The following is a 12,235-nucleotide window of genomic DNA, read 5'->3' as shown; positions in this document are numbered from 1 at the left end:
GCCGGGTGAGAGGATGAAGGGCATGGCCCGCCTGAACTACACCGAGCTGAACGACACCATCCGCTACACCATGTGGTCCGTGTTCCGGGTCGAGCCCGGCCGCCTGCCGGACGACCGCGGGCCGGCCGCGTCCGAGGCCCAGGAGTACCTGGACGGCCTGGAGGCCAAGGGCGTCGTGGTGCGCGGGGTGTACGACGTGGCGGGCCTGCGCGCGGACGCCGACTACATGATCTGGTGGCACGCCGAGGAGGTCGAGCAGGTCCAGCAGGCGTACAGCGGGTTCCGCCGCACCGCCGTGGGCCGCGCGTCCACGCCGGTGTGGAGCCAGGTCGCGCTGCACCGGCCCGCGGAGTTCAACCGCAGCCACATCCCGGCGTTCCTGGCGGGCGAGGAAGCCCGCAAGTACGTGTGCGTGTACCCGTTCGTGCGGTCCTACGAGTGGTACCTGCTGCCGGAGGAGGACCGCCGCCGCATGCTCGCCGACCACGGCAAGGAGGCGCGGGACTACCCGGACGTGCGGGCGAACACGGTCGCGTCGTTCGCGCTCGGCGACTACGAGTGGATGCTGGCGTTCGAGGCCGACGAGCTGCACCGGATCGTGGACCTGATGCGGCACCTGCGCGGCACCGAGGCGCGTCGCCACGTGCGCGAGGAGATCCCGTTCTACACGGGCACCCGCGTGCCGGCCGCCGAGCTCGTCACGAACCTGCCGTGAGCGGAGGGGAGGGACGCCCGCCCGGACGCCCCTCCCACCCGGCTACCCGGTGATCCGGTAGGCCCGGATCACGGTGTGCTCGAACGTGTTGCCCTTGCTGTCGCCGCCCTTCGCGCGCAGCGAGGCGAAGCCGCCCGGCGCGTCGGCGTTGCGCACCAGCGCCGCGCCGCCCACGACCGGCGCCGCCGACCACGTCTTGCCGTCGTCGAACGACACCTCCACCTCGACCGCGCGGACGCGGCCGTTGTCCGCGCCCTGCTGCTGCTCCACGGTCAGCGGCACGCGCAGCAGGCGACCGGCGGGCGCGCCGCCGTCCGCGTCGAGCCGCGGCCCGAACCGGACCACCGTCAGCGGCAGCTTCCGGCTCCCTTCCGCGGGCGCCGTGTCCGAGCGGAACGTCCACGCGCCGGCGACCCGGGTGGTGAAGTCGGAGATGCCGGGCGCGCGCACGTGGTCGATCTCGGCCCGGTAGGCGGCGTCGCCCGCGGGCACCGGGAAGTTCCCGCCGAACTCCGGCACCTCGCCGACGAGCTCGCCCTCGCGGTACAGGGCGGTGCGCCCGGAGGCGAGGGCGGAGCCGCCGAGGTTGTTCGCGGAGTCGTTGAACACCGGCACCTGGACCAGGATCTCGTCACCGGTCCGGCTCAGGTAGTCGTACCGCGACACCGGCAGGCCGGGGCCCACGACGGGGAAGTTCAGCCGCTCCTCGACGGACGTTCCCGGCCGGTAGGTCCGGTCCGGCGTCGTGTAGGACGTGACGATGTCGAACTCGCCCCGGATCTGGAGCAGCGTCCAGCTCCACCGCAGGTCGGCCGTGTTCACGTAGTCGACCGCCGAGCCGCCCGGCCGCACCTGGAACAACGCCGACCAGCCGCCGTTGCCGTCCGGCCCGATGGCGTTGCCACCGTGCACGAACTCGTTGCCGTCCGGGGCGGGCCCGAACCGCGTGCGCACCTCGGCCAGCTCGCGACGGGTGGGCGCGCGGGTGAAGCCGGTGGGCACCTCGCCCGTCTCGACCCACGAGAACCGGTACGTCTCCGGGGTGTCGGTGACGGGCGTGCGCTGGAACTGGGCCGAGATCATGGTGCTGAGCTGGTCGTCCGGCAGGGTCGGGCCGACGTGGCCGACGGTGGCGCCGGCGGGGAACCCGTCGAGGAACGCCACGCCGAACCCGATGGTCCGGTCGCCGCTGCGGCGGGTGAGGCCGATGTCGCCGAGGATCGGCTTGGCGGCCGGGTCGGGCGCGGTGACGGCGACCGGCTTCGCGGTGCGGGCGTCGAACGTGACCTTCGCGTTGCCGGCGACGGTCAGGCTGGGGCGCGGTAGCACGGCGATCCGCATGTCCTGCGGGTCGCCCGTGAACACGTCGGCGTGCACCATGTACTCGCCCTTGGGCAGGCGGGTGGTGACGGCGCCTCCGCCGCCGGACAGGAACTCGAAGACGTCGTTGTCCACGCCCATCACCACGCCGCTGTACTCCGCGGTGGGCTTGCCGTCGGCGTCGATGAACTCCGCGGTGACGTCGTAGCTCTCGGGCTCGCGGTCGACGCTCACGGGCGTGCGGACGACGTCGCCGCCGACCACGGCGCCGGCGAACGCGCCGTCCACGGCGCTCACCCTGGTGTCGCTGGTGACGGTGACCGTGGCCGTGCCGCCGGCCGGGACGGTGACCGTCGCCGGGCTGACGGTGAACAGGCCGGCGGGCGCGGGCTTGCCGTCCGGGCCCTTGGCGTCGACGGACACCGGGAACGTCACCGGCTGCGTGCCGCTGTTGCGGTAGGTCAGCTCCTTGGTGACGGGGGTGTCGTCGTCGTGCGGCCACGACTGGCGGCCCATCGCGAGGGTGGCCGGTTCGGAGGTGACCGTGGTGGTGATGGCCTTGCCGAGGTCGACGCGGCCGGCGCCCTGGTCGAACGCGGTCAGTGCCGGGTTGATCTTCGCCGACGCCATGAGCGTGGCCTTGACCTGCGCGCCGGTCCACTCGGGGTGCTGCTGGACGAGCAGCGCCGCCGCGCCGGCGACGTGCGGTGTGGCCATCGACGTGCCGGAGATGGAGACGTGCGCGTCGCCCACCGGGTCGCCGATCCGGCCGGCGCTCGACTTCGCCGCGACGATGCCCACGCCGGGCGCGGTGACGTCGGGCTTGACCGCGCCGTCGCCGACGCGCGGGCCGCGGCTGGAGAACGGGGCGATGCTGTCGTCGCGGTTGACGGCGCCGACGGTGAGCGCGGCGTCCGCGCTGCCCGGCGACCCGACAGAGCCGGGACGGCCGGAGTTGCCCGCCGCGATGACGAACAGCGTGCCGGTGGACTCCGACAGCGTGTTGACGGCCTGCTCCAGCGGGTCGAGGCCCGGCCGGTCGGTGCCGCCGAGGCTCAGGTTGACGACGTCCGCACCCTGGTCGGCGGCCCACTGCATGCCGTCGAGGATCCAGGACTCGGCGCAGCCGTTGACCACGCACACCTTGCCGTCGAGGATCTGCGCGTCCGGCGCGACACCCCGGTACTTCGGGCCGGAGCTGGCGACGGTGGCGGCGACGTGCGTGCCGTGGCCCACCTCGTCGGTGGTGTCGGGGTCCTCGGTGAAGTTGCGCTCGGCGACCTCGCGGCCGACGAGGTCGGGGTGGGCGCCGTCGACGCCGGTGTCGAGGACGGCGACCTTGACGCCCTTGCCGGTGTGCCCGGCCTGCCACGCGGCGGGCGCGCCGATCTGGGCGGTGGAGCGGTCGAGGCTGGGCTGCCGCACGCCGTCGAGCCAGACCTTGGCCACCGACGGGTCGTCCACCAGGGCCCGGAACGCCGTGGCCGCCTCGGCCTTGGCGGTCGTCGCGGCCACCGCGCGCACGGCGGGCAGCTGACGCGTCACGTGCGTGCCCGCGGCGGTCAGCTGCGCGTCGCCGTGCCGGGTGACGATGAGCGGCACGGTGTCGCGCCGGGCGTCGTCGTAGCCGGACTCGACCAGCCCGGTCACGTCGAAGAGCCGGAGGTCGAGCTTGTCGGCGGCGAGGGCGGCCACCGCGTCGCGCGGGACGACGTGCAGCCTGCCGTCCCGGTGGAACGTCTGGAAGCCGATCCCGGTGCGGCCGGGGCCGGCCTGGAACGAGCCGAACGTGTCGCCGTCGAGCACCACCCGGTCGCCGGTGACGAGAGTGACGGCGGGTCCGACGCCGGCGCCGCCGGCCCGGCGGGGTTCGTCGGGTGCGGCGGTGGCGACCCCCGTCGCCGTGCCGGTGGCGAGACCGGCCGCCAGGACGGCGGCCCCCCAGGCCGCCCGGCGCTTTCGTGATCTTGTGGTCAACACAGAATCCTCCCGAATCCGGTTGTCCGCGTGGCGGAAACGCGCAGTCGGAAGGCCCGCCTGACTCACGGCGGTGACGGTGAAACAGGAACTGCCGAACCCCCCAACACGTTCGACGCTATCCAGCCGTCAGGGTGACGTCAGCGTCTCTTGGTGGGGAGTTCCGCCACCCGGTCAGGGCAACGTCGTCACGGCTCGTCGACCGATTGGTCCGGACGGTGGCGGCCGTCCGAGTGAGCGTTCCCGACCCGGTCAGTTGATCTCGCAAGCGTCGATCAGGAGCCGGACGCGGCCGCGAGGACGCGGTCGAGCGCCCGCCGACCGGCCGGTCCCCAGGTCGGTTTGCCGCCCGCGAGGCCGCGCTCACCGGCGTCGCCGACGGCGATGAGGACGGCGGCGCGCAGGAGCGCCCATCCGCGTGCGCGCCGGACCACCGCCTCGTCGGCAGCCCCGTACGCGTCGAAGAACCGGGCGTCCGCGCCCGCGGGGAGGAGCAGCCACGCCGCCGCGAGGTCCGTCGCCGGGTCGCCCGCGCACAGCTCGCCGAAGTCGATCACACCGGCGAGCGCGCCGTCCGAGACGACGACGTTCGCGGGGTGGAGGTCGCCGTGCAGCCACACCGGCGGACCTCCCCAGCGGGGCGCGGCAACGGCGTCGCGCCAGACCTGCCGGACGTCGCCGGCCGACGTGCCGAGGTCGCCGGCGCGGAGCACCCCGTCGAACTCGGGCGTGAGCGGGCCGAGCGGACCGCCGCGGTTCAAGCTGGTCGGCGCGTCGGCGGGCGCCTCCCGGTGGAGCGCCCGGAGGAAGCCCGCCACCGCGTCGGCCGCGCCGCGGTCGCTGATCGGGGCCCGGTCGGCCGGATCGCCCGGAACCCACGTCACGACCGTCCAGTGGTGGGGGAAGCGCGCGGACGGCCGGCCGATCCGCACGGGCGTCGGCACCGGGAGGGGGAGGCGCGGGGCGAGCAGGGGCAACCACCGGTGCTCTTTGACGAGCAGCGACGAGCCGCGTTCCGTGGCGTGCGGCAGGCGCACCGCCAACGCGTCGCCCAGCCGCCACAGCTGGTTGTCCCAGCCGGTGGCCGCGAACCGGACGTCCTGGTCGGCGAGGTCCGGGTGCTGGTCGCGCAGCAGGTCGCGGACGAGTCGGTCGTCGATCACGGATCACCCCGTCCTCACTCGTCCGGTCAACCCGCCGGCGTCGGGGGCGCTCGCGCGCGACGAGCGCCCCCGACGTCGGGTCAGGCGATGCGGTACGCCCGGATCACGGTGTGCTCCAAGGCGTTGCCGTTGCTGTCGACCGCCTTCACCCGCAGCGAGCCGTACCCGGCCGCGGTGGGGTTGGCGATCGTGGCCACGCCGGCGGACACCGGCACGGCGGTCCACGTCGTGCCGTCGTTGAACGACACCTCGACGTCGATCCGGTCCACCCTGCCGTTCGCCGCGCCCGCCTGCTGCTGCACGGTCAACGGCACCCGCAGCGACTGGCCCCTCGGCGTCGCGCCCGCCGCGTCCAGGTCCGGCGAGAACCGGACCACCGACAGCGGCAGCGGCACGACGGCGTCGCCCGCCGGGGTGTCCGAGCGGAACGTCCACGCGGCGCTCACCTTGGTGGCGAACTCCGACGTGCCGGCCGCCCGCACGGCGTCCGTCTCCACCCGGTAGGCCGCCGCGCCGCCGGCCACCTCGAACAGCCCGTTGCCCGCGTACGCCGTCTCACCGACGCGCACACCGTCGCGCAGCAACGTCGTGCGCGCCGTGCTCACCGCGGCGTTGCCGCCGTTGCCCGCGCGGTCGGTGAACAGCGGCACGGCGAAGCTGATCCGGTCGCCCGCGCGCGACAGGTACGGCGACCGCGACGCGGGCAGCGCGGGGGAGAACACCGGGTCGTTGAACCGGTCGTCGTGCGACCCGCCCGGCTGGTAGGTCCGCTCCGGCGACGTCAGCGTCGCCTCGACGGCCCCGTCCGCGCCGAACTGGACGAACCCCCACGACCAGGCGAGGTCCGTGGTGACGCGGTTGATCGCCTCGCCCGGCGCGGTCACGTCCGGCAGCCACGCCCAGCCGCCGACACCGCCCGCCGTGATCGGGTTGCCGCCGTGGCCGTACGTGCGGCCCGCCGGTCCCGGCCCGAACCGCGTCCGCACCTCGGCGAGCTGCGCCGCGGCCACCGCGCGGGTGAACCCGGTGGGCATCGCGCCCTGCTGCGACCACGCGAACCGGTACGTCACCGGCTTGCCGCCCTCCGGCGTGCCGCGGAACTGCGCGCCGATCAACGACGTCATGGCCGCCGCGGGCAGCTGCGGACCCGTGTGCGCGATGGACACGTTCGGCCCGAACCCGCCGAGGAACGCGGTGCTCACGCTGGCCAGCCGGTCGTCGTGGTGGCGCACCACCGTGACGTCGCCCAGCGCCTCCTCCGCCGCCGGGTCCGGCGCGGTGATCGTCAACGGCCGGGCCGTGCGGGCGTCCAGCACGACCGCGGTGTTCGCCGCGACGGTGAGCGAGGGCCTGGGCAGCAGCGCCAGCCGCGCGTCGTCCGTCTGCACGTCGGAGTTGGTGAAGTAGTCGCCCTTGGGCAGCCGCACCGTGAACGAGCCGTCCGGGTCGTAGGGGAAGGCGAACGTGTCGTTGCTCAGCCCGATGATCGACGTGTAGTAGTCGACGGCGGGCGCGCCGCGGTCGTCGACGAAGCCGAACGTCACGTCGTAGCTCTCCACCTCCCGGTTCACGCTCAGCGAGGTGTGCAGCGGCGTCGGCCCGCCGGTCGCCACCACCGACCCGACGTACAGGCCGTCCGCCGAGCCCAGCCGGGTGTCCGCGGTGACGGTCGCCGTCGCCGAGCCGCCCGCCGGCACGGTGATCTTCGCCGGTGACACGGTGATCAGCCCGGCCGGCGCGGCGCCGCCGTCGGGACCCTTCACGTCGGTGGTGAGCGCCAGCGTGACCGGCGCCGTGCCGCCGTTGCGGTAGGAGACGGTCTTGGCCACGGGGGTGTCGTCGGCGTGCGGCCACTTCTGCAGGCCCATCGCGAGGCTGGCCGGTTCGGCGGTGACCGTGGTGGTGATCGCCCTGGCCAGGTCGACCCGGCCCGAGCCCTGGTCGAACGCGGTCAGCGCCGGGTTGTTCCTGGCCGACGCCACCAGCGCCGCCTTGATCTGCGCGCCGGTCCAGCCCGGGTGCTGCTGGGCGACGAGCGCCGCCGCGCCCGCGACGTGCGGGGTGGCCATCGACGTGCCGGACATGGCCACGTGGCCGTCGCCGACGGGCGTGCCGATGGTGCCGCTCGACGACCTCGCCGCGACGATGTCCACGCCCGGCGCGGTGATGTCCGGCTTGACCGCGCCGTCACCGACCCGCGGTCCCCGGCTGGAGAACGGCGCGATGCCGTCCTGCCGGTCCACCGCGCCCACGGTCAGCGCGGCGTCGGCGCTGCCGGGCGAGCTGACCGTCTCGGGGCGGCCGCTGTTGCCCGCGGCGACGACGAACAGCGCGCCGGTCCGCTGGGACAGCGTGTTGACGGCTTCCTCCAGCGGGTCGAGTTCGGCCGTGTCACCGCCGCCGAGGCTGATGTTCACCACGTCGGCGCCCTGCTCGGCGGCCCACTGCATGCCCGCCACGATCGCCGACTCCTGGCAGCCCGCGACGACGCACACCTTGCCGTCCAGCAGGTCCGCCTCGGGCGCGACGCCCCGGTACCGCGGGCCGGAACCGGCGATCGTCGCGGCGACGTGCGTGCCGTGGCCGACGCCGTCGGTGTTGTCCGGGTCGTCGGTGAAGTTCGCCTCGGCGACCTCGTGGCCCGCCAGGTCCGGGTGGTCCTGGTCGACGCCGGTGTCCAGCACGGCCACCTTCACGCCCTTGCCGGTGTGCCCGGCCTGCCACGCGGCGGGCGCGCCGATCTGCGCCGTGGAGCGGTCCAGGGCCGGCCGGCGCACGCCGTCCAGCCACACCTTGCGCACGCTCGCCCTCGACACGAGCGTTCGCCAGGTGTTCGCGGCCTCGGACTTCACGACCTGCGCGGCGTACGAGCCGACCGACGGCAGCGCGTGGCCCACGCGCATGCCGGTCGGCGCCGGTTCCTCGTCGCCGGTGACGATCACCGGCAGGGTGCCGCGCGACCCGTCGTCGTACCCGTACTCGACCAGTCCCGTGACGTCGAACAGCCTCGGGTCCAGCCGGCCCTGCGCGAGCGGTGTCGCCGCGTCGCGCGGCACGACGTGCAGCCGCCCGTCGCGCCGGTGGCTGTGGAACACGGTCCGCTCCCGTCCCGGTCCGGGGACCAGGGCGGTGACCTCGTCGCCGAGGAGCACGACCCGGTCGCCGGTGACCAGGGTGACCTCGTGGTGCTCGGCCGGCTGACCGGGGCCGGTCCCCGGTGTGACCGGGGTGTCCCGCGCCCCGGACGCGCCGGGACTGCTCGCGGTGAGGACGGCGGCGACGAGCGCGGCCCCCCACGTCGTGCCACGCCAACGCTTGCTCTTCAACTTCCAACCTCCCGGTGAGTGCCGCGCGTGGCGGAACGCGGCCGGAAGGGCGTGCGACCCGCGGCCGCGGCGGCGGATGCGCCGGGAGCGACGTCGCCCTTGACACCACCGACGCTAGAGGGTCGGTCCGACGTGGACAGCCGCTGATTGGTCGGTGCCTTCTTGACCAATTCAGCGGAGTAAGCGTTTTCCTAGGAGGCGGTGACTGAGCCGTCCGCACCAACCGAGATGCCTGCCTGCGGGCCACCGCCTGGGCAGTCCGGACCGTTGGGGTAGGCCATTTCGGGGGTCACGGTGACACCGCGGTCCACCAGCGCAGATCCGGATTGGTCCAGCAACTTCAGGGCCACGGTGACGGGCGTGGTGGGCAGGTCCGGTATCACGACGAACGCGTGCTTCCCGCCGGTCGGCTCCGAACGCGCGCCGCACGTGTCGTCCGGGGAGGTCCCGGTGCACGTCGTCCCCACGATCCCGCGCGACTCGTGCAGCACCAGCTCGTGGGTCGCGCAGGAACCGCCGTCACAGACCTCGAGCGACCCCGACACCACGTCGGGGTGGTCGACGTCGACCGTCAGCCCGACCATCGTGCCGATCAGCGTGCACGCCTTGGGCGCACCCGCGTTCGTGCCGCACGCGGCGGCGAGGAACAGCACCCCCAGGACCCAGATCCGTCTCCCCATGCCACTGGGACGGAACGGGAGGCGATCAGGTTGCCCGCCGCCCCTGCCGCACCAGCCGCCGCACCCGCTGCCACCACCGCGGCTCGGGCGGCGGCAGGGCGCCCTCGGCCACGGCCCACTCGGCGAACCGGGCGGCGTTCTCGCGGAACCGGGTACCGTCCTCCTTGGGCCGCCCGGCCGCGTAGGCGTCGAACAGCGGTCGGAACCGGTCGCCCAGCTCGGCGGCCACGTCGGGGCGCAGCGCCGCCACGATCCCGCGCCGCTTCGCGAGCAACGCGCGCCGCTCGACGCGCACCCGCTCCGGGTCGAAGCCGGCCGGCACCGGGCCGTCGGCCAGCAACGCCCGCAGCAGCTCCGCCTGCGCCGCCGCCAACCGCTCGCGCTGCGGACCCGTCACCCCAGCACCGCCCGGATCGCGGCCAGCTCACCGGCCAGTTCCGCGTCGGCCGGGTAGTCGTCGTCCCGTTCCAGCAGCACGCCCGGCGGGTCGACGCGCTCCCGCAGCCGCGCGAGGACGTCCAGCACCTCCGGCAGCACGGCGTGCGCGTGCGTGTCGTGGTAGACGCCCTGGTGCTCCTCGCCGCCCGCGACGTGCACGTAGGCCAGCCGCTCCCACGGGATCTCGTCCAGGAAGCGGCCCACGTCCGTGCCGAGGTTGCGGGCGTTGGCGTACAGGTTGGCGACGTCGATGAGGAGGTGGCAGTCCGTCCGCTCGACCAGCTCCGCGAGGAACCGGCCCTCGGTCAGTTCGCCGTCCGGCCAGTCGAGCAGCGCGGCCACGTTCTCCAGCGCGAGCGGCACCGGCAGGTCCTGCTGGGCGGCCTTGACGTTGGCCACGAGCACGTCCAGCGCGTCCCGGGTGCGGGGCAGCGGCATCAGGTGGCCGGAGTCGAGCCCGCCCGCGCGGACGAAGCAGACGTGGTCGCTCACCAGCGGCGCGTCCAGCTCCTCGGCCAGCGCGGCCAGGTGCGCGACCCGCCGGGCGTCCACGGGTTCCGCGCCGCCCAGCGACAGCGACACACCGTGCGGCAGCACGGGCACGCCCCGCTCCCGGAGCAGGAGCACCGACTCCGGGAGGTGGCCGACGTGCAGGTTCTCCGCGACGACCTCGACGAAGTCGACGCCGGGCAGGCGTTCGACGGTGAGGTCGATCTCCGGCCGCCAGCCGATACCGACACCGAGCTTGTCCACGAGCCACCTGTCCTTCCCGTTGCCCTCCGGGCCCCGACCCGCCGGGTCAGTCGCCCCCGCCGCCGCCACCGCAGCCGCCCCCACCGCTGTCGGAGCTGCCGCCGCCGCTGTCGGAACCGCTGCTCCCGCCGTCCGAACCGCTGCTGCCGCTCCCGCAGCTGCTGCTGGAGCAACTGCCGCACCCACCGCCGCACGACGCGCCGCCGGGCGACCCCGCCCCCCGCGACTTCCGCCGCAACGTCGACGCCGCCTGCGCCGAGAGGCCGAGTTCCTGCCACACGTACCGCCGCCCGACCCGGCCGAGCAGCCCGTGGTGGACCACCATCCCGAGCCGGTACGTCGGCACGGCGTTCATCCGCGCCCGCCGCACCACCTTCCGCCCCGCGCCGGTGAGCGGACGCGTCGCGGGCCTCAGCGCGAGCACCAGCACCAGTGCGCCCACCACCGCACCGGCGGCCACCCCGAACGACAGGTCCAGCGCGATCGCCAGCACCACCGCCGCGACCGCCGCGACCACGAGGAGCCCCCGCACCGCCCGCACCGCTTTCCGCCGGCCCGGCGGCACGACCAGACCGCCGTCGACCAGGTGCTGACGCAGGCCGTGCGCCTCGGGGCTGCCCGCTGTCGCCGTGATCACGTCACCCAGGCGACCCGGCAGCGACCTCAGCACCTGCGCCTGGAGCGGGCTCCAGTGCCGACCCGGCTGCGCGACGGCGCTGACCAGCCCTTCCCGCGAGATCCGCACGGCGCCCGACTCGGCCAGGGCCACCACCGCGACCTCGGCCGCCCGCCCCGGTCCGCCGACCAGGAACGCCTGCTCCTCCGGACCCAACTTGGCCGGTCCCACCCCGCTCGGCCCTGCCCACGACTGCCCCGGCTCAGGCGTCGAACCCGCCGAACCCGGCATCGGCGTCCACGAAGTCGCCACCGTCGTCTCCCTCCAACCACTGCGCGGCCAGCCATCCACCCGCGAACCACCCACCCGCCACCAGCCACCCGTTGCGGCGCCGCCAGCGCTGCGGTTCGACCACCACGGCCCGCCTGCGCCGGGGGAGTGGTCCCTGTGACGTCTCCCCTGGTGCGATCGGTTCCGCCCGTTCGCCGTCGAACACCGCCGTCTCCCGGACCGTCCGGGTCGGACGGTCCGACACGGACGGCGCGGCGGCGCGCGCGAGGCCGTACCGGGCGGTCACCTCGGCCGGGTCGACCGGGGCGAGGCCCGCCGTGGCCTCCTCGTGCGCCCGCGCGCCCCTCCTGGTCAGGACGGGCGGCGGACCCAACAACAACAGCACCGCGAGCGCGCCCGTGACGCACAGCGCCGTGACCGTCACCCACCCGCCCGGACCGGCGAGGACGGCCACCGGCACGAGCACCGCGAGCGGCACGACCGCCAGCACCGCCCGCGCCAGCCGCCGCCGCGGCGACACCAACAGCCCACCCGACACGAGCCGCTGCCCGAGGTGCCGGGCCGGACCGCTGGTCGCCGCGCCGACGACGAGGTCGTCCAGGTCCCGCGGCCGGTCGAGCCGGGACAGCACCACCGCCTGCAACGCGGTCGTGGGCTGCTCCTCGCCGGGCACCGCCGCGACCACCGACCCGGACACCCGCGCCCGGTTCTCGGCCACCAGCCCGGCGACGGCCACCTCGACCGCCCGCACCGGCCCGCCGCCGAGGTACCCGATCTCCTCGAACGTCAGGGGCCGGTCGGGCACGGCGCCGGCGACCCGCTTCAGCCGCAGGCCGACGACCACCGCGACGACGAGCGCCGGGCCGTACCACCACAGGAACGTCATGGCGCCACCCTAGGAGCCGTCAGCCCCCGCCACCCCCACCTCCACAACCTCCGCCGCCCCCACCCCCGCC

The 12,235-nt window shown here is 74.9% G+C and carries 9 protein-coding genes; 1 reads left to right on the top strand and 8 read right to left on the bottom strand.

What is annotated here, in order from left to right; translation table 11 throughout:
• The first annotated feature begins 22 nt into the window (after nucleotides 1-22).
• Nucleotides 23-715 carry a hydrogen peroxide-dependent heme synthase gene (gene hemQ / locus ACFQ3T_RS04225; RefSeq protein ID WP_380720039.1) on the top strand — a complete coding sequence of 231 codons (693 nt, stop codon included), beginning with the start codon at nucleotides 23-25 and terminating at the stop codon, nucleotides 713-715.
• A gap of 42 nt (nucleotides 716-757) precedes the next feature.
• Here the strand turns inward: hemQ and ACFQ3T_RS04220 are convergent, their stop codons facing one another.
• From ACFQ3T_RS04220 to ACFQ3T_RS04185, 8 genes are all read right to left on the bottom strand, one after another.
• On the bottom strand, nucleotides 758-4,012 hold the full coding sequence (locus tag ACFQ3T_RS04220; RefSeq protein WP_380719944.1) for a S8 family serine peptidase: 3,255 nt from the start codon (nucleotides 4,010-4,012) through the stop codon (nucleotides 758-760).
• Nucleotides 4,013-4,287: 275 nt separating this feature from the next.
• The gene (locus ACFQ3T_RS04215) at nucleotides 4,288-5,175 is read right to left on the bottom strand and encodes a phosphotransferase (RefSeq protein WP_380719941.1); all 888 of its coding nucleotides are present in this window, start codon (nucleotides 5,173-5,175) and stop codon (nucleotides 4,288-4,290) included.
• Nucleotides 5,176-5,255: 80 nt separating this feature from the next.
• Nucleotides 5,256-8,501 (bottom strand): S8 family serine peptidase, encoded by a 3,246-nt coding sequence (locus ACFQ3T_RS04210; RefSeq protein ID WP_380719940.1) that lies wholly within the window; start codon nucleotides 8,499-8,501, stop codon nucleotides 5,256-5,258.
• 191 nt (nucleotides 8,502-8,692) lie between these two features.
• A complete protein-coding gene (locus ACFQ3T_RS04205; protein WP_380719938.1) occupies nucleotides 8,693-9,181 on the bottom strand; it encodes a hypothetical protein in 489 nt (162 codons plus the stop codon).
• 25 nt (nucleotides 9,182-9,206) lie between these two features.
• Entirely contained in the window at nucleotides 9,207-9,578 is a 372-nt protein-coding gene (locus tag ACFQ3T_RS04200; protein ID WP_380719936.1) for a hypothetical protein, read from the bottom strand.
• Nucleotides 9,575-10,372, bottom strand: a complete 798-nt coding sequence (locus tag ACFQ3T_RS04195; RefSeq protein ID WP_380719934.1) for a DUF692 domain-containing protein — start codon at nucleotides 10,370-10,372, stop codon at nucleotides 9,575-9,577. Before ACFQ3T_RS04195 ends, ACFQ3T_RS04200 begins: the two co-directional genes overlap by 4 nt.
• A 46-nt stretch (nucleotides 10,373-10,418) precedes the next feature.
• Entirely contained in the window at nucleotides 10,419-11,219 is an 801-nt protein-coding gene (locus ACFQ3T_RS04190) for a TIGR04222 domain-containing membrane protein (protein ID WP_380719932.1), read from the bottom strand.
• Between the two features lie 31 nt (nucleotides 11,220-11,250).
• On the bottom strand, nucleotides 11,251-12,165 hold the full coding sequence (locus ACFQ3T_RS04185; RefSeq protein WP_380719930.1) for a TIGR04222 domain-containing membrane protein: 915 nt from the start codon (nucleotides 12,163-12,165) through the stop codon (nucleotides 11,251-11,253).
• Between the last annotated feature and the right edge of the window lie 70 nt (nucleotides 12,166-12,235).

Origin of the sequence: Saccharothrix hoggarensis, assembly GCF_042678885.1 — a bacterium.
GTDB lineage: Bacteria > Actinomycetota > Actinomycetes > Mycobacteriales > Pseudonocardiaceae > Actinosynnema > Actinosynnema hoggarensis.
This window is presented reverse-complemented; position numbering and strand designations above follow the sequence as displayed.

What these genes read in the sequence shown, in the direction of transcription:
- hemQ (WP_380720039.1), top strand. Translation starts at nt 23, where the DNA reads ATGGCCCGCCTGAACTACACCGAGCTGAACGACACCATCCGCTACACC.
- ACFQ3T_RS04205 (WP_380719938.1), bottom strand. Translation starts at nt 9,181, where the DNA reads ATGGGGAGACGGATCTGGGTCCTGGGGGTGCTGTTCCTCGCCGCCGCG.
- ACFQ3T_RS04185 (WP_380719930.1), bottom strand. Translation starts at nt 12,165, where the DNA reads ATGACGTTCCTGTGGTGGTACGGCCCGGCGCTCGTCGTCGCGGTGGTC.